Annotated in this window: 20 protein-coding genes and 2 pseudogenes; 17 read left to right on the top strand and 5 right to left on the bottom strand. The window is 30.9% G+C overall.

Annotated elements, in window-relative coordinates:
* Position 1 precedes the first annotated feature (1 nt).
* Both JOD41_RS02470 and JOD41_RS02465 read left to right on the top strand, forming a co-directional pair.
* Complete coding sequence (locus tag JOD41_RS02470) at positions 2–1105, top strand: helix-turn-helix domain-containing protein (protein ID WP_205051457.1); 1104 nt, start codon at positions 2–4, stop codon at positions 1103–1105.
* A 225-nt stretch (positions 1106–1330) separates the two neighbouring features.
* Positions 1331–1567, top strand: coding sequence for a hypothetical protein (locus JOD41_RS02465; protein WP_205051456.1), 237 nt, complete (start codon positions 1331–1333; stop codon positions 1565–1567).
* A 19-nt stretch (positions 1568–1586) separates the two neighbouring features.
* On the opposite strand, the gene JOD41_RS02460 is transcribed toward JOD41_RS02465, so the two are convergent.
* The 5 genes and pseudogenes from JOD41_RS02460 to JOD41_RS02440 all read right to left on the bottom strand — a co-directional run bounded on the left by JOD41_RS02460 (position 1587) and on the right by JOD41_RS02440 (position 4941).
* Entirely contained in the window at positions 1587–2918 is a 1332-nt protein-coding gene (locus JOD41_RS02460) for a relaxase/mobilization nuclease domain-containing protein (RefSeq protein ID WP_205051575.1), read from the bottom strand.
* A gap of 252 nt (positions 2919–3170) precedes the next feature.
* Positions 3171–3743, bottom strand: coding sequence for a DUF2812 domain-containing protein (locus JOD41_RS02455; RefSeq protein ID WP_205051455.1), 573 nt, complete (start codon positions 3741–3743; stop codon positions 3171–3173).
* Positions 3736–4071, bottom strand: coding sequence for a PadR family transcriptional regulator (locus JOD41_RS02450; RefSeq protein WP_205051454.1), 336 nt, complete (start codon positions 4069–4071; stop codon positions 3736–3738). The genes JOD41_RS02455 and JOD41_RS02450 overlap by 8 nt, the downstream gene beginning before the upstream one ends.
* Positions 4072–4385: 314 nt before the next feature.
* Positions 4386–4583 (bottom strand): annotated as a pseudogene (locus JOD41_RS02445) (relaxase/mobilization nuclease domain-containing protein); the annotation flags it as partial.
* Between the two features lies 1 nt (position 4584).
* Positions 4585–4941: a plasmid mobilization protein gene (locus tag JOD41_RS02440; protein WP_205051452.1), complete on the bottom strand. Its 357-nt coding sequence runs from the start codon at positions 4939–4941 to the stop codon at positions 4585–4587.
* A gap of 268 nt (positions 4942–5209) precedes the next feature.
* Here JOD41_RS02440 and JOD41_RS02435 point away from each other — a divergent pair, with 268 nt between their 5' ends.
* The 15 genes and pseudogenes from JOD41_RS02435 to JOD41_RS02365 all read left to right on the top strand — a co-directional run bounded on the left by JOD41_RS02435 (position 5210) and on the right by JOD41_RS02365 (position 18228).
* A complete protein-coding gene (locus JOD41_RS02435; protein ID WP_002838505.1) occupies positions 5210–5827 on the top strand; it encodes a TetR/AcrR family transcriptional regulator in 618 nt (205 codons plus the stop codon).
* Positions 5828–5937: 110 nt separating this feature from the next.
* Positions 5938–6666, top strand: a complete 729-nt coding sequence (locus tag JOD41_RS02430) for an ABC transporter ATP-binding protein (protein WP_000889773.1) — start codon at positions 5938–5940, stop codon at positions 6664–6666.
* Entirely contained in the window at positions 6641–8197 is a 1557-nt protein-coding gene (locus JOD41_RS02425) for a hypothetical protein (RefSeq protein ID WP_205051451.1), read from the top strand. Before JOD41_RS02430 ends, JOD41_RS02425 begins: the two co-directional genes overlap by 26 nt.
* 95 nt (positions 8198–8292) lie before the next feature.
* On the top strand, positions 8293–8550 hold the full coding sequence (locus JOD41_RS02420) for a metalloregulator ArsR/SmtB family transcription factor (RefSeq protein ID WP_023056444.1): 258 nt from the start codon (positions 8293–8295) through the stop codon (positions 8548–8550).
* Between the two features lie 40 nt (positions 8551–8590).
* Positions 8591–8809: a DUF1648 domain-containing protein gene (locus JOD41_RS02415; RefSeq protein WP_036739994.1), complete on the top strand. Its 219-nt coding sequence runs from the start codon at positions 8591–8593 to the stop codon at positions 8807–8809.
* Complete coding sequence (locus JOD41_RS02410; RefSeq protein ID WP_070606326.1) at positions 8806–9159, top strand: GntR family transcriptional regulator; 354 nt, start codon at positions 8806–8808, stop codon at positions 9157–9159. The genes JOD41_RS02415 and JOD41_RS02410 overlap by 4 nt, the downstream gene beginning before the upstream one ends.
* 299 nt (positions 9160–9458) lie before the next feature.
* Positions 9459–9869, top strand: coding sequence for a sigma-70 family RNA polymerase sigma factor (locus tag JOD41_RS02405; RefSeq protein ID WP_205051450.1), 411 nt, complete (start codon positions 9459–9461; stop codon positions 9867–9869).
* A 435-nt stretch (positions 9870–10304) separates the two neighbouring features.
* Complete coding sequence (locus tag JOD41_RS02400; protein WP_009345237.1) at positions 10305–10514, top strand: excisionase; 210 nt, start codon at positions 10305–10307, stop codon at positions 10512–10514.
* Positions 10515–10591: 77 nt separating this feature from the next.
* On the top strand, positions 10592–11827 hold the full coding sequence (locus JOD41_RS02395; protein ID WP_205051449.1) for a tyrosine-type recombinase/integrase: 1236 nt from the start codon (positions 10592–10594) through the stop codon (positions 11825–11827).
* Between the two features lie 144 nt (positions 11828–11971).
* Positions 11972–12433: pseudogene (gene metG / locus JOD41_RS02390) on the top strand (methionine--tRNA ligase subunit beta); the annotation flags it as partial.
* A 646-nt stretch (positions 12434–13079) separates the two neighbouring features.
* Entirely contained in the window at positions 13080–14264 is a 1185-nt protein-coding gene (locus tag JOD41_RS02385; RefSeq protein ID WP_205051447.1) for a phosphoglycerate kinase, read from the top strand.
* A complete protein-coding gene (gene tpiA, locus JOD41_RS02380) occupies positions 14261–15004 on the top strand; it encodes a triose-phosphate isomerase (protein WP_205051446.1) in 744 nt (247 codons plus the stop codon). Before JOD41_RS02385 ends, tpiA begins: the two co-directional genes overlap by 4 nt.
* Positions 15001–16503 carry a 2,3-bisphosphoglycerate-independent phosphoglycerate mutase gene (gene gpmI / locus JOD41_RS02375; RefSeq protein ID WP_205051445.1) on the top strand — a complete coding sequence of 501 codons (1503 nt, stop codon included), beginning with the start codon at positions 15001–15003 and terminating at the stop codon, positions 16501–16503. The genes tpiA and gpmI overlap by 4 nt, the downstream gene beginning before the upstream one ends.
* A 28-nt stretch (positions 16504–16531) precedes the next feature.
* Positions 16532–17818 carry a phosphopyruvate hydratase gene (eno, locus tag JOD41_RS02370; protein ID WP_205051444.1) on the top strand — a complete coding sequence of 429 codons (1287 nt, stop codon included), beginning with the start codon at positions 16532–16534 and terminating at the stop codon, positions 17816–17818.
* Complete coding sequence (locus JOD41_RS02365) at positions 17815–18228, top strand: SixA phosphatase family protein (protein WP_205051443.1); 414 nt, start codon at positions 17815–17817, stop codon at positions 18226–18228. The genes eno and JOD41_RS02365 overlap by 4 nt, the downstream gene beginning before the upstream one ends.
* Positions 18229–18336 lie beyond the last annotated feature (108 nt).

Here is an 18336-nt window from a genome sequence, read left to right as displayed (position 1 = left end):
AATGCTAAAAATTGGAGAAAATATTCTTCAGAAACGAAAAGAAAGAGGCATAACACAGGAAGAATTAGCAGAATTCATGATGGTAACAAAGGCGTCCGTATCAAAATGGGAGACAGGTCAAAGCCATCCAGATATTTTACTTCTACCAAAACTTGCCACTTTCTTTAATATAAGTGTGGATGAATTAATAGGATATGATCCAGATTTATCTTCAGCTCAAATACAAAAATTTTATATAGACTTAGAGAATCGTGTCCCTGATGCAGGTATGGATAGTATCGTAGAAGATATAAAAATTAAAATTAAACAATACTATTCTTGCTTTGATCTTCTATACTATATGTCTTTGTTTATTTTGAACCATTGTGATTTAGCAACTGACACTACAAAGAAAGAGGAATATCTCGAATACGCAAATAATATATTAAAGAGAGTGTGTGAGGATTCGAAAGATTCTATACTTAAAGATAAATCACTGAGCTTGAGGGCAGCCTGCTTAATTAGTTTAGGAAAATCAGAAGAAGCATTAAATATTTTGCCATCTTCGGACATGCTATCTATATCAAAAGATTGTTTAGTGGCTTCAGCTTATTTAAAAACGAAGAAGGAAAATGAAGTAGATCAAAAACTTCAAGTAATGATTTATAAGAACATAATTGATTTAATCACCCTTCTTATGATGAAGAGTAGTTTGCATGATGAGGATTGGGTCGAAACCTTGGAAAAAGTGGAGGATTTAATAGAAACTTTTAATCTTACTGAAATAAATGTTTCTATAGTTTTAAATTTTTATTTATCCTTGGCAACGCACTATATTGAAGATAATAATCTCAAACTTGCTAGTCAATATGTAGAAAAATTACTCAACCTAATAATAGAGAGCAAGGAAAAATCTTTTAAGATAAGAGGCGATGAGTATTTTAACCAAATAGATGATTGGCTTGATGAAAATTTATTGTTATCAACAAATCCAAACAGAAGTGACGATATGATTGTTAACTTTTATATAGATGCAATAGAGAATAATGAGAGTTTTAAAAGAATTATTTCTGAAAGAAAGGTAAAGTTCTTAGTTGATAAGGTTAGAGAAATATATTCTCTATAATTAAATAACACCATCAGATAAAAGGTTGTAATTTTATAAGGTTATAATCTTTTATTTTTTTATTTGGTTTAACGCGGTAAATCATATAATTGAAAGGAATCTGTGTTATATGCTATAATTAGGTAGTTAATCTATACATTTAGAAAGGTAAAATATAGGATTAAAATATATGTAAGTAACTACCATCCAATATTAGAATCAACTAATTTAGAGCTTGTCTGCGATTTGGCAGAGTATATAGATTATGGTACTACAGATTCAGATATTATAGAGATTCAAAATTTGGTTTTTTCAAGAACTATAGCTATATTTCTTCTAGATAATTGTAGTAGTTTATTTATTAGAAATGATATAGGAGAAATAATTGATATAGATGAGGAAGAGTTAAGAACAAATATAGACAAAGAAAAATATTCAGAAGAATATAAGGAACTTACTATTTTATTCGAGTGGGAAAAGTAAATGAGGTAGTTAAGCAGTCCTACCTCTCCACTTCCTTCCAATAGTAATTTTCATAGTTTTTCCTATACTGAACAAGGTCAGAAAATTGTTCTTTATTCAAAGAATACTCTTGCATAAGGGTGTTCTTTTTTTCTTGCAGTTTATCGAGGTTTGATAGTATTTCTTTTGTGTTGGGCAGCTTTTTATAGTTCTCCAGTATTTCTTTAGCGGCTATTTTGTAGACGGAAAGTTCGCTATAATATTCTTCAGCGAATTGCTTGTCTTCAGGATTTTTTTTGTGGTATTTATAGATTTCACGATACTTATTTATAGTATTTATATTTTCCATATCCTGGGATAAACTCTTCATTTCAGTTTCAATTTTCTTTATTTTATCTAACAAGTCTTGTCTATCATCAGCAGATTTTTTGATAAGATCATCGAGTTGAGTAATTGAATTAATTCCTTGTTCTCTAAGTTTAATTATTGAATCAGCCATTGTTTTGATATTGTGTTTTCTTGCCCAAACTTCATAACCTTTTGAGGATTGAGCTTTTTTATTAGTAGATATATCAATGACGTTTTCTACACGTTTTTTAATAGGATTAGCTTTATTTTTAATTGCTAAATCTATTCTTTCTTTGATTCTTTCCTCAGCATAATCTTCTCCGATAGTCTTTGATCTTGTAAATCTTTGCTTAACTTTATGACGAAAAGCAATGTGTTTACCAAACTTAATTTCATAATCAAGAGACCTCATATTTTCTAAAAACTCTTCCCACGATTTAGACTTATTAATCATTCTATCTATATCAAATTGTAGTTTAGACTTCCAAGAATTTCCTTTCTTGTTTTGGTCATATTCGTTCCAAGATTTACCAGCAGTTTTATATTTTCTTTTGTAAGCTTCATAGTATTTATCAATGACTGAAAGCTTATTTTCTTTACATAATTCGTCACTTTGATACCTGATTTTATGGTAAGTTTTTTTGTTAGATTGATAGCATTTACCCGTCTTGTAACTAACATTATTAAAAATAATATGGTTATGGATATGCCCTCTATCTATATGAGTTGCAAGAACAAATTCATAATCTTCTTTTAAAATTTTCTTGCATAATTCTATTCCAATTTCGTGAGCTTTTATAGGATTAACCTCTCCTGGTAGAAAAGATTGAATTAAATGCCTAGCCAAAACTGTACCTTTAGTATCATTGTCTTCTCGTGTTTTCATAAACTGAATATGGGCAGTAGATGGATGACATTTGAATGAAGATACTAAGAATTTTTCATCAGTTTTTTCACTCTTAGTAATATAATCTATTGCCAAATTTAGAGTTGATTTTATAGGATGTATTTTTGTAATTGCCATACTAATCACCAGAACTTTCTTTTGATTTATTAAGAAGTACAATCGTCGGGAAAATTAGAGTGTACCAGCTGTACAGAGGGAAGAAGACCATTATTGGGACATAGAAGCCACCTTTATACGCTGGTTGTTCTAATTAGGACACTTCTTGTTTATTAAACACTCTAATTTTGATTATAGAATTTATTATAAAAGTATCAAATAGGAATCCAACCTTCCTATATATAATCAGGCGATATTTGTCTAATAATTTTATTAACTTCTTTTAATTGAATTCAAATTATATAAGCCGAAGCTAGCAAATATAATAAGTATTACACCTAAAATTATTGATTTATAATCAATCACCTTGAGTAAACCTAATACTATTAAAAGCACAGAGAAAAATAAAAGATAGTAATATGGAGCTTTTCTCCTATTAATATCTAAATTTTTACTGTCCCTATCAGAAAAAATTGGTATTTCCTTACTTCCGTCTGTTTCAATTATCAAAATTTCTTTGTTAATCATACCCGGAGAAGTCGCTATCATACTTTTAGGAGAGTTGTAGGGTCTCAATTTTATATTTCCAAAACTAAGTTTTCCTATGTTAAGTGGAGCTGTAAAAACTTTTAAATCCATACCATTTAAAAATTCTGTGTATTTTTTTCTTTCCTTGTTATTCATATATCCTATATACTCTACAGCGTACCTATGGTCCGAGTTAGTTTTTTCAAATTCATGTATAATTGATCCGCTTTTTACAAGTCGATATCCCTCATTGGCTATATGATTTAAATATTTTTCTCTGCCTTCTATAGGATTTAGAAAAATTTTTATTTTATTCATAGTCTTCCTCCTTTTTAAATTTCTTTTCTCCTTTTAAAACCAAATTTTTCATTCTATTAATTTCTAATGAAACTAATTCTCTTCCAATATCTGTGGCTATATAAACTTTTTTGCCACTATCATCTTTATCAACTAATTCAATCCATCCTTTCTTATTAAGATTATTAATGGCTCCGTATAAGGTTCCTGGACCCAAAATAATCCTTCCATTAGTTATTTCTTCAACTTCTTGTGAAACTTTGTAACCATAATTCTCTTCCAGCATTGTTAACAAGACTAAAAACATTGTTTCGGTTAAAGGAATGTGTTTCTGTAAATCATTTCCCATTGATAACACCTCCGTATTTGATTATCTAAATTATATCACTAAACATACTACGCGTCAAGTAGTATGTTGGACATAGTTGTAGTATGAAAATACCGTAATTATCAAGTGTTATCATCTATAATTGTATGATGTCAGATATGTTGATTGAGTTAATTTTATATATTTTTAAACAAATTGGAAATATTATTTAATTTTGCTCTTTTTATTTTAGTATTATTTGAGTAAAAGCAGCTATTTTGAATTCTATTTATATTTTATAACCTGAAAATTTATTAAATAAGATTTGTTTGTATAGGCTTATTCAGATAGACAAATTGAATTAAATGTCTAGCCAAAACTGTACCCTTAGTATCATTATCTTCTTGAGTTTTCAAAAATTGAATATGGGCAGTAGCTGGATGACATTTAAATGAAGATACTAAAATTTTTTCATCAGTTTTTTCGCTCTTAGTAATGTAATCTATTGCCAAATTTAGAGTTGATTTTATAGGATGTATTTTTGTAATTGCCACACTAATCACCAGAACTTTCTTTTGATTTATTAAGAAGTAGGGAATGGATCTGCCATATTTCTCTTGATAATTTTTCTATCTGATTATTCATAGATTCAATTTCATTTTTGTAAATAACACCAGTTGTATTAGTAGCTTTTGCAATCTGGTTTATATTATTTGTTGCATTTGAAAGTAGCCATTGTAGGTTTCTAAATGGTTCTAAATCTACTACATAAATTTCTTTTTCTAATACGCACTTTCTAAGAAAGTGGGACATTGTTTTACAATTTGCAAGCTTCATTTTATTTTCAAAAACTTCCTTTTCTTCCTTAGTTAATTTTATTTCTATTCTTTCATTTCTAAATCTATTTGCCATTTTATTCTCCTTTATAAAATATATTTCGGGGTCTTAGGGTTCTCCCTAACAAGGTAAAAATTAAAAAAATGGAGCATTCCATAAAGGTTTGCTCCATTAATTTTTTCGTAAGTGTCCGTACACTTACTGTGCTTGCTACAAAAGTCAAGCAAGCATTAAGCATTTTTCTAAAATTGTAAATATATTATACCATAAAATTCAAGAGAAATGAGAAAACTCAATTGACAAAATGTCAGTTGTGTGATATCCTTTAAATAGGAGGTATAAAATGAGAGATGTAAAAGAACCTGAAATACGACGTGCAGAGATTATGGATGCTGCAATGATACTCTTTATGGAGAAAGGATATACTAATACAACAACTCAGGATATAGTTGATAAAGTAAATATATCAAGAGGGTTGTTATATTATCACTTTAAGAATAAAGAGGATATCTTATATTGTCTTGTAGAACAATATTCAGATAGACTACTGAAAGATATTTATATTATTGCTTATGATGAAGATAAAACTGCCATAGAAAAAATCAGATCATTTATAGATGTTACAATTATATCTTCAGAAAATATTTCAGCAGAGGGTACAGTGCTACAAAAAACAATTGACCTTAAAGAAAATCAATATATGATAGATAAGTTATCCCATAAGCTTGTTGAAAAACTGACAATATATTTTGAAAAGATTATAAATCAAGGAATAATGGAAAGAGTTTTTTCTGTAAAATATCCATTAGAAACAGCAGAGTTGCTTATGACAGCTTATGTTTTTGTTTCAAATAACATAAGTATAAGATATTTAAAGGAAGAACCTGTTGATAACTACTTAAATGCATTTAAGATAATGCTTGAACAAAGCTTAAATACGAAAAAGCTCTTTAGTAATTAAAAAAGAATAGAATGTTTGCAAGGAGAATAATTTGCCGATAGCTACTGATACACAAGTTATCGGTTTTATTTCAAGGAATAACTGACAAATTGTCAATGGAGGTGGAAATTATGTTAGAGATAAAGAATTTTAGTAAATTCTATGGGAACAAAAAGGCTGTTGAAAACTTATCCATTTCAGTACAGTCTGGAGATATTTATGGATTCATTGGTGCAAATGGAGCCGGAAAAACTACAACGATAAAAGCGGTAGTTGGAATTCATGATTTTGAGAATGGAAGTATAACGATTGACGGGCATTCTATTAAAGAAGAGCCTGTTATTTGTAAGAAAATAATGGCATACATTCCGGATAATCCGGATTTATATGAACATCTGACAGGATTTCAGTACATCAATTTTATTGCTGATTTATTTGAAGTTTCTACTGAAATACGCAGAGAAAGAATTCAGAGATACGGCGATTTGTTTGAAATGACGAAACATCTTTCGGGAATGATATCTTCGTATTCACATGGCATGAAGCAAAGAACGGCGATTATTTCTGCACTGGTGCATTCTCCAAAGTTACTAATTTTAGATGAACCTTTTGTTGGACTTGATCCGAAAGCAACTTTTCTACTAAAGAAAATAATGCACGAATGCGTATCAGATGGAGGAGCTATTTTCTTTTCAACACATGTATTGGATGTTGCAGAAAAATTATGTAATAAAATTGCAATTATAAAAAATGGAAAGTTAATTGCGAGCGGAAATACAGAAGAAGTCAAAGGCAATAAATCTTTGGAAACTTTTTTCATGGAGGTGCAGGATAATGAGCAAAATTTGGATACTAATTAGAGCACAATTGATAAATTTCTTTCCGATCAACGAAATGAAAGAGCCGGGAAATAAAAAACAAAGTTCAATTGTTATTGCAAGTTTTGGAATAATAACTCTTGCTATATTTTTCTTTGTTTATAATATCATAACAGCCAAAACATTGGTACAACTGGGACAGCAGGAGTTGATACCGGCATATATGGTATCGGTATCAAGCTTTGCAATATTATTTTTGACAATATTTTATTCGAATGGGATTTTATTTGGCAGTCGTGATATGGAAAATCTTTTGTCATTGCCTGTAAAAAGTTCGGATATTATAAGCAGCAAGTTTATGTTTATGTATTTATTGAATTTTTTAATAGGATTGATGTTTATGCTTCCGGGAGGAATTGTTTGGGTGTTAAACGGAAGTTTAAATGTATTACAGATTATATTGTATTTTACTTCCATAATTTTTGTTCCGTTGATACCTATGTGTATAGCAGCATGTATGGGAATCGTTATTGTTGTTGCTTCATCTTTCTTTAAGAGAAAAAATGTTATTGCTTTAATTTTTTCATTTGCAATGATAGGGATAATTGGATATATTGCAGTGGCAGCTATGAAATCAGGTAATGAAAATGGTATTGGGATTATGCTTTCTAAGCAAATTACCGGATTGTACCCACTATCTAAGCTATTTATGGAATACTATAATTTTCCACTGTACATTGGAGTAGGATTATTTATTGTTCTTTCAATAGTATTTTTTTATATATTTGCCAAAATGGTTTCATTGAAGTATGGATTGCTTAATACTCTTGCTAAAACAACATCAAGATATTCTGATAACAAAAAATCTTATAATAGAAAATCAGTATTTTTTGCCCTATGTAAAAAAGAAATGGGACTGTTTCTAAACTCATATATGGCAGTGTTGAATGCAGGTCTTGGTGTAATACTTTTATGTGTTTTTAGTATATTTCTTCTTTTTAATTCTTTACAACAAATAGGGGAATATTCGGGAATCGAAAATATTAATGAATATCTTTCGAATTTTGCTCCAATGTGTATTGCTTCAATGTTTTTGCTTAGTTGTCCGGCAGCATTTTCCATATCTTTAGAAGGTAAAAATGTTTGGATTTTGCAAAGTTCTCCTATTAGGGTAAAAACGATTTTAAATTCTAAGATTGCAGTAAATCTTACGCTTCATTTAATTGGATATATTGTTTCTGTGTTTATATTTTTGCTAAAGCTTGATATGGACATTCTTCAAACCATCAGCTTAATAATTGTTCCTATTTGTTATTCCGTTTTTATAACAGTGATTGGAATTTCTTTGAATAAAAAATTTCCCAACTTTGAATGGGAAAGTGAGATGATGATAGTAAAACAGAGTATGCCTGTTATTGTATCTGCAATTATTGGAATGGCTGCATTAGTTATACCAATTCTTTTCCATTGGTTTTTGCATTTTTCTATAGTACCTACATTATTGGGAGTAGCACTTATTTTGCTCGTTATTGCGGGTGGCGTTTATATAAAAACTTGTAGATTAAATTTTTAGTTTAAGGAGGAGATGTTCTATGAAAAAAATTATTAAAAGATATAATGGTGTTTATTTCAATATTAAGTTTATTTGCAATATTTCAGGAATAAAAGATGATAGATTTAGTTAGAATATTTGATTCCCTATCAAATCCCATTAGAATGGATATTTTATTAATTATTTCTAATAAAAATTTAACTGCTGGAGAAATAGCAAGTCATTTTAAATTAGAAAAAGCAACTATATCTTATCATCTATCTTTATTAAAAAAGAGTAAATTAATTACCGACAGTAGATATAAAAATTATATCTATTATTCAATTAATAGGGATACATTTGTAGAAGTTATAAGGTGGTTAGATAAATTTTAGGAAAATAGAAAGCTATTGACAAATAGAAAGGAGATTTGCCATGAAAAAAAGATTTTTGAAAGATGTATTAGTGCTGATAGGAATGATGTTTGTAATATTTATTATTTGCATATTTCTCCCAGAGAAAATTCCTATTCATTTCAATGCAAAAGGAATCCCCGATATGTTTGCTAATAAATATTATCTTCTGTTTACTACGGTTATTCCGTATTCTGCTTATTGGAAATTCGTACGAGGAAGAAAAAATAAAAATAAATGAATGTATATCTATATTTGCAAATTGCTTCAGCGTTAAGAGTGTCTATTTTAAGAGGCGATTATGTTCCGGGACAACAGATGCCACCTATAAGGGCTTTAGTACAGAGGGAGGGATGTAATCCTGCAACAGTTCAAAAAGCTTTAAAAGTTCTTGAGAAACAGGGACTAATTGTTAGTCGTGGAAGTAAAGGATATTTTGTTATTGAAAGTGAGAAGAAAATAATTGAGTTAAGAAATCAGCATTTGAACAGGCTAACAAAAATATTGTTTGAAAAACTATATGTCTTAGGATTTTCTGATTCTGAGATTATCAAACTATTTGATAGAATAGAAACTAAAAAAAATGAATAAAAATCAATTATGTATAAAGAAGATAAAAATACTGACTATTTAGATTATTGATAAAATGGAGGAAACAAATATGAAAGAATCTAAACATCTAATGTTAGAAATACCAAAGAAACAAAACATTCCTCTTTTTTATAATCTTTATAGCAGATTATTGTTTCATATGCAAACTGAAACAATCAAGTGCAGTTAGTAAAATACTTTTAATTTTCTGTTTTAGAGGACTTCGTATGCCTAAGTGTAGAAGTCCTCCTTTTTTTTGCCTGAAAAACAGTCAGTCAAAAGAAACGGAGGACTTCAAAATGAAAAAAGAATATTATCTATATGTAGGCGGACAAAAGGTCAAAGTCAGTGAGGATATTTACAAAGTCTACTGGCGGGAAAGAGAACATGAAAAGTATTTAGAGCAGGTGGACAGAAAAAACCACTTGCTCTTTTTTTCGTCTCTAAATCACGATGGGAATTGTGTAGATAATCTAGAAGATAAAAATGTTGATGTGGAAAAAGTTGTAGCTACACAAATGATGATTGAAGCACTAAGAAATGCAATGTCAAAGTTAAATAAGGATGAACGAGAAATAATTGAAAGATTATATTTCAATGATGAAACACTTCGTGCAGTAGCAAAGACTCAAAATATATCACATCCTGCTTTAATAAAAAGACGAGATAAGATTTTAGAAAAACTAAAGAAATTTATAGAAGAAATATAAATTCTGGTTACCAAAGAGGGCAAATTTTCCTTTATAAAGTGAGGGGAGTTTTGTCCTCTTTCTATTTTAAAAGAAATTTAAACAATACTTGAACCATAACAATTAAATAGACCAAGACAAGACGTTAATCATTTTTGGAGCGTAATAACCTATCCGCCAAGATCTTTCTGCTGAATAATTCGGCAAAACAAGTACTGCTAAGCCAAAAGCAAGGGAAGAAGAAAGGGAGCGATAAGTAAGAGTTTGAATATAGGGAGGGATACCCTATTCGCTATGAAGAAAATGAGGATAATGATACTTCTAAGGTTGAAGCCGGCTCATCCTGAACAGAGGCGGAGGTGAGATTCCTATGTTGCTAATCCAAGGCACTTGTCAATGTCAAAAAACTTTAAAAATATTAAAATAAATATTTTAAATATATTATTTGGAGGATTTATGATTAACGAAAATATAAAAGGTGTTCGTGTTTCTGAGAAAGCATTTCTAACATTAAAAGAAGCATCTGAATATTTTAATATTGGTCAAGATAAAGTTAGACAATTAACCGATGAAAATGATTGCGATTTTGTATTATTTAATGGTAGTAAGCGTCTTATTAAGAAAAAGTTAATGGAAGAATATTTAAATAGACAGTTCTCTATTTAATCTAAAACTATATATAAAACACGCTTAATGCGGTATAATAATTATAGCGTGTCTTTTATCAAAAAAGGAGAATTTTTATGGTAAAAAGACGCAAAGATAGTAAAGGGGTTGTTTTAAAGGACGGTGAATATCAAAGATCAAATGGCACTTATGAATTTAAGTGGCAAGACAAAATAGGTCGTAGAAAATCTATCTATGCGAAAACTCTAAAAGAATTAAGAGAAAAGGAATTAGAGATTTTACGCAATACTATAGATGGAATCAACAACGAAGGAAGTAGCTTATCTGTAAATGATACTTTTAAGCTATGGACAAAGGTAAAAAGAGGTTTAAAAGATAATACCTTTAAAAATTACATCTATATGTATCAACAATTTGTCGAACCGACTTTTGGTCGCATTAAACTATCTGATATAAAAAGATCTGATGTTAGAAGTTTTTATAACAGATTAAAGGAAGATCAGGGATTGATGGTTTCTACCATAGATTGTGTCCATACTGTCTTACATCAGGTTTTAGAATTAGCAGTGGATGACGAATATATAAGGTTTAATCCATCTGACAATGCTTTGAAGGAATTGAAAGTAGCTTATCGAAATGAATCTCCGAAGAAAAAAGCCATGACAATAGAAGAACAGGTGCTATTTGAAGAATATTTATCTAATAGTGACGAATATAAAAAATGGTATCCAATATTCATTGTTATGCTTTGGACAGGAATGAGAGTTGGAGAAGTTACAGGATTGCAATGGGATGATCTAGATTTTGATAATGGTCTTATAAATGTAAATAGGACTTTGGTATATTATAGTAAAGGTAAAGGATTAAACAATAGATATGCTATTAATACACCGAAGACAGCATCGGGTAAGCGAAGTATTCCTATGGTTCAAAAAGTAAAAGATGCTTTTCTTATGGAAAGAGAGTTACAAAAAACTTTTGGAATCGAATGTTGTGATTCAATCGATGGATTTAGAGACTTTGTATTTTTAAATAGATTTGGAAAGGTTCACAATAATGGAACACTTAATAAAGCTTTAAGAAGAATTGTTAGAGATTGCAATTTAAGTATAATGGATAAAAATAAATCGAACTCTAATGATATTCTATTAGTTCCACATTTAAGCAATCACATTTTCAGACACACCTTTACTACAAGGCTTAATGAACAAAATATAAATACAAAAGCAATGCAGTCTATTCTAGGTCATTCTGATATTAGTACAACAATGGATATATATGTAGATGCAACAGAAGATTTTAAGATAGAACAGATGGGAGAATTTGAAAAAGCGATGAAATTTATATTTTAGAATTTACGACAGCTTACGACAAATTTACGACAATTTGCTAGAAATCTATAGGCACTTATAGAGAGTTAGCAAATTGTCGTAAATGGAGAAGTACCATAAAATAGACTTTTATAGAGATTTAGACAATTATCTAAGGTAGAGGGGATTTTCCCAACAATGAAGCCAATAGGAAAAGAAGTTGCAGAAATAAATGCAAATAAAGCAGCAGATGAAAAATTAGCAGTAAAACTTGACCTATCAAAGGTAAAAGTTGAACCACTATTTGAAGAATTTGTAGACTTTGACACTTTCTCAAAATCTGATTTTAGAGTTGTAAAAGTTAAGAACTGTGAAGAAGTTCCAAAATCTAATAAACTTCTCAAGTTCACTTTAGATGACGGAACAGAAAAAGAAAGAACAATCCTATCAGGAATTAAAAATTTCTATTCTGCAGAAGAATTAGTGGGAAAAACTCTTGTTGCAATAACAAATCTTCCACCAAGAAAGATGATGGGAATAGAATCCTGTGGCATGCTATTATCAGCAGTTTGCGATTATGACGGCGAAGAATTATTAAATCTTCTTATGTTAGACGACAAAATCCCAGCCGGTGCAAAATTATATTAATAAAAATTTTATTTATAAAAGTAAAAGGAACTGAGAAAAATTTATCTCAGTTCCTATTTTTATGTCTATTTTATTTTTTAAATTGTTTTAAGAGATTTAATATTTTAACCAGTAAAACAATTTTAATCACATGTAAGATGGTGTAGGGAATAAGACCTGTTAGGATTGTCATAGTCGCTTGATATTTTTCCATAAAATTACATCTCCTTAAATAGCTCTTTTAATTTATTTAATATTAAAATTAAAAGGATAATCTCAATTATGTTAAAAAGATAATGAGGCTGGATTATTGTTAGAAATTTTATTATTTGCATTTTCATAATTATGCTCCTCCATTAAAAATCTAAATAAAAAATCTTATCACAATTTTTTTCGTCTCCATTTTTACATCTATGTAAGTTAAAGTACATTTTTACACCTTCTTATTAGCTTTATATTGTAAAAAATTAAAGGGCCTACACATTTATCGATTTAACACATTATATTACAAAAAAGGAAAGTTATAAAATAATTAATAGGAAATTTTTAATCATTTAAGCAAGAATAATTATTTATAAAGACCTTCTAGTAACTTCAACTCTTTTCTTTTTATGGTATAATTTAAGTGTTAAATTTTAAGTATAAATCGAAAAATAAGAGGTGTAATGTGAAAAAAACTATTAGAGATTTTGATTTTAATGATAAAACTGCTCTTGTGAGAGTTGACTTTAATGTTCCTATAAAGGATGGCAAGGTTACTGGCGACGATAGAATAGTAAAAGCTATTCCAACTATTGAATATTTACTTGAAAAGGGTGCAAAAGTTGTCCTCATGAGTCACTTAGGTAGACCTAAGGGAGAATACAAGGAAGAATTTTCTCTTGCTCCTGTTGCCAAGAGGGCGGCTGAACTTTTAAAGAAGGACCTTAAATTTATCCCATCAAAGGAAGTTGTTGACGAAAAAGTTATTGAAGAAGTTAGAAATCTTAAAGGGGGAGAGCTTGCTCTTCTTGAAAATTTAAGATTTGTTAAGGGCGAAGAAAAAAACGACCCTGATTTTGCAAAAAAACTTGCAAGTCTAGGTGATATTTTTGTAAATGATGCCTTTGGAACTGCCCACAGAGCTCACGCTTCAAATGTTGGCGTTACAGAATTTTTGCCTTCTTGTGCAGGTCTTTTAGTTGAAAAGGAAATTAAATATTTTGAAGATGCCCTTAAAAATCCTGAAAAACCCTTTGCTGCAATTCTTGGTGGTTCAAAGGTTTCTGACAAAATTGGCGTAATTGAAAATCTATTAGAAAAAGTTGACACTCTAGTAATTGTTGGTGCCATGGCAAATACTTTCTTAAAGTCCAAGGGTCTTGAAGTTGGTAAATCTCTTGTGGAAGATGACAAATTAGATCTTGCAAGAGAAATTATGGCTAAGGCAATTGAAAATCATGTGGAATTAATTCTTCCAAGAGATGTAATTGTTGCTCCAGAACTTTCTGAAAATGCAAAGGGAACTTTAAAGGACGTTGAAGATGTGGCAGAAGATGACATGATTCTTGATATTGGTCGTGAAAGTTTAAAAGATATTGAAGGTTCTCTTGAAAAAGCTAATACTGTTGTTTTAAATGGTCCTTGTGGAGTTTTTGAAATTGAAGAATTTTCTCATGGAACTATAGAACTTGCAAAAATTTTGGCAGGTCTTGATGCCACTGTAATTGTTGGCGGAGGAGATTCTGTTGCTGCAGTGGAAAAGGCAGGCGTTGCCGATAAATTAACTCACATTTCCACTGGAGGCGGTGCAAGTCTTGAAATGCTTGAAGGCAAAAAACTTCCTGGCATTGAGGCAGTTGAAGAAGCATGAGAAGAAAATATATTTGTGGAAACTGGAAGATGAACAAAACTTCCTCTGAAGCAAGAGATTTTGCAGAAAAAATTAATAAATTTGATTTTAAAAATGTTGATGTTCTTCTTGCTCCAAGTTTTGTTGCTCTTGAAAGTTTTAGAAAAAATCTAAGTGAAAAAATTGAAGTAGCTTCTCAGAACATTTCTCAGTTTGATGACGGTGCCTACACAGGCGAAGTTTCAACTTCCATGTTAAAGGACATTGGAGTTAAAAATGTAATCATTGGACACTCCGAAAGGCGAGAAAAATTTTTTGAGAGTAACGAAATTGTAAATGCAAAGGTAAAAAAAGCTCTTGCAGATGATTTTCATGTAATTCTATGTCTTGGCGAAGCTCTTGAAGTAAAGGCTGAAAACAAGGAAGTAGACTTCGTAAAAGATGAACTTTTAAAATCCCTTGCTGGAATAGAAAATCTTCAAAATATTACAATTGCCTATGAACCAATTTGGGCAATTGGCACTGGCAAAACATGTTCAGCTGAAGATGCAGAAAAGATGTGCAGGGAAATTCGTGACATTATAAACAAAAATTACGGAGAAATTTCTAAGGACATAAGAATTTTATATGGCGGCTCTGTCAAGCCTTCCAATGCCAGAGAAATTTTATCAGAGGAAAATATAGACGGTGTATTAGTTGGTGGAGCAAGCCTTGATGTGGAAGGTTTTATAGAAATTATTAAAGCAGGTGAAAGCCTATGAAACCAACAATGTTAATAATCTTAGATGGCTTTGGCATAAGGGAAAGTCAAGTTGGCAATGCAGTTAAGCTTGCAAAGACGCCAACTCTTGATGAACTCTATAAAAATTCAGCTCATACACAAATTTTTGCCAGCGAAGAATATGTTGGTCTTCCTCATGGACAAATGGGCAACTCTGAAGTTGGTCACTTAAATATTGGTGCAGGCAGAGTAATTTATCAAAATCTTACAAAAATTACTGAAGCCATAAGATCAGGCGATTTTTTTGAAAATCCTGAATTTAAAAAAGCCATAGACAATGCAAAAAAGAATAATTCAAAAATTCATTTAATGGGACTTGTATCCAAGGGTGGAGTTCACTCACATTTTGACCATCTCTTGGCTCTTATAAAGCTAATGGCAGATGAAGGCATGGAAAAAACTTACATCCACGCAATTACAGATGGTCGTGATGTTTCGCCTCATGCTGCAATAGATGACATAAAAGAGCTTAAAGATGAAATAGAAAAAATTGGCAAGGGAAAAATAGCCACAATTTCAGGCAGATATTATGCCATGGATCGTGACAACAGATGGGAAAGAACAAAAAAATATTACGATGATTTGACTAGTGATTCTGATTTTCTTGAAGAAGATATTTTATCTTATATAAAATCTTCCTATGACAAGGACATCACTGATGAATTTTTGCTTCCAGCAAAATTTGTAAAAGATTCTGAAATAGAAGATGGGGACTCAGTAATAATTTTTAACTTTAGACCTGATAGAGTTAGACAAATTACAAGAGCCCTAGTTGATGATGACTTTAAGGGTTTTGAAAGAGAAAAAATAAATACAACTCTCATTACCATGACAGAATATGACAAAAATATAAAAAATAAATTTGTTGCCTTTAAGGATGAAATTCCAAAGGACACTTTGGGAGAAATCTTAGAAAAAAATAAAATCAAGCAACTTAGAATTGCCGAGACAGAAAAATATGCCCATGTCACATTTTTCTTTAATGGCGGACGTGAAAAACCCTTTGAAGGCGAGGATAGAGTTCTAATTCCTTCACCAAAGGTTGCTACTTATGACTTAAAGCCAGAAATGTCAGCCAATGAAGTGACAGATGCTGTAATTGAAAAATTAAGGGAAGACAAGTATGGAGCCATAATTTTAAATTTTGCAAACACAGACATGGTTGGTCACACTGGTGACTTAAATGCCACAATTAAGGCTGTGGAAACAGTTGATAAAAATTTAGGAAGAATTTTAAAGGTTTTAAAGGAAAAAGATGGCGTTGCAATAATTACTGCAGACCATGGAAATTGTGAATACATGATTGATGAGGAAGGCAATGTAGTTACAAGCCACAGCACAAACCCTGTGCCAGTTTTCCTTTTCAATAAAGATGTAAAACTTAGAACTGGCGGTGCCCTTTGTGACTTATCGCCAACAATTTTAAAGATAATGGGCATTGAAAAGCCAAAACTTATGACGGGCGAAAGTTTATTTTAATTTATAAAATATTTAATTAGGAGGAATTATGAGTTTAATTGATTATGTTTACGCGAGAGAAGTCCTTGATTCAAGGGGAAATCCAACAGTTGAAGTAGAAGTTGGAACAATTAATGGTGGCTTTGGCTCTGCCATTGTGCCAAGTGGCGCCTCAACTGGTATTCACGAAGCTGTTGAACTTCGTGATGGAGAAGAAAGATATAATGGCAAGGGCGTAGAAAAGGCAGTAGCAAATGTAAATGAAAGAATTGCCGAAGAATTAATTTGTTTTGATGTTTTTGACCAACTTGGCATTGATAAAATGTTAATAGAACTTGACGGAACAGAAAACAAGGGCGAACTTGGTGCCAATGCAATTCTTGGAGTTTCCATTGCCGTTGCAAGAGCTGCAGCAAATGAAGCAGGGCTTCCACTTTACCAATATCTTGGTGGAGTAAATGCAAAAACTATGCCAATTCCAATGATGAATATAATAAATGGTGGCGAACACGCCGACAACAATGTAGACATCCAAGAATTTATGATTATGCCAATTGGAGCAGAAAACTTTAAGGAAGCACTAAGAATGGGCGCAGAAGTTTATCATGCCCTTAAAAAAGTTTTAAAGGACAAGGGACTTTCAACTGGTGTTGGCGATGAAGGTGGTTTTGCACCAAATCTTGAATCAAATAAAAAAGCCTTCGACTGCATACTTGAAGCAGTAAAAGCAGCAGGCTATGAAGCTGGAAAAGACATTGTCCTTGCCATTGATGCAGCAGCTTCAGAATTTTATGATGAAGATAAGAAAAAATATGTACTTGCAGGAGAAGGTCGTGAATTTACAGCAGAAGAACTTTCAAAATTTTATCAAGAACTTGTAAATGAATACCCAATTTATTCCATTGAAGATGGACTAGCAGAAGACGATTGGGAAGGTTGGAAGCACTTGACAGAACTTCTTGGCGACAAGGTTCAATTAGTTGGCGACGACTTTTTCGTTACAAATACAAAGAGACTTCAAGAAGGGATTGAAAAGAAATCTGCAAATTCAATTTTAATAAAATTAAATCAAATTGGAACAATTACAGAAACTCTTGATGCCATAGAACTTGCAAAGAGACACAATTACACAGCAATAATTTCTCACAGATCTGGAGAAAGTGAAGATTCAACAATTGCTGATTTAGCAGTTGCAACTAATGCTGGCTTTATAAAAACTGGTGCACCAGCAAGATCTGAAAGAGTTGCAAAATATAACGAACTTCTTCGTATAGAAGATGAACTAGGCGATCTTGCAATTTATCCTGGCTTTGATGCCTTCTTTAATTTAAAATGAAAATCTATTTTATAAGACATGGCGAGGCAGAAATTTATGCAGATGATGATTTCAAGAGAAAGCTCACAACTTTAGGCAAGAAAAAATTAGAGGAAGCCTTTAAAGCCTTTGCAAAAAATTTAGAAGACAAAAGATCCTTTAAAATTTACTCCTCACCTCTTGAAAGAGCAAAAGAAACTGCAGAAATTTTGGCAAAACATCTGGACTCAAATTTTGAAGTGAAGGACTATCTTGCCGGTGGAAGAATAAAAGATATATTAAAAACTTTAGACCCAGATGAAAATTACATCTTTGTATCCCATGAGCCCTTTATATCAAATTGGATTTATCATCTAACAGGCGACATGAAAATAATATCAAGGGGCAGCATAAATTTAGTAGATCTTGATCCAAAAGAATTTATAGAATAAAATTTTTAAAACACAAGCACTGGCAAAGACCGGTGCTTTTTTGTTAGGAAAATTTATAAGAGTCTAAAATGATTAGGAATTCTTTTAAAAACCAAAGTGTGATAGAAT

The sequence above is a fragment of the Peptoniphilus gorbachii genome, assembly GCF_016908115.1.
Taxonomy (GTDB): Bacteria; Bacillota; Clostridia; order Tissierellales; family Peptoniphilaceae; genus Peptoniphilus_A; species Peptoniphilus_A gorbachii.
The sequence above is the reverse complement of the archived record's forward strand: the minus strand, read 5'-3'. Positions and strand labels throughout refer to the sequence as shown.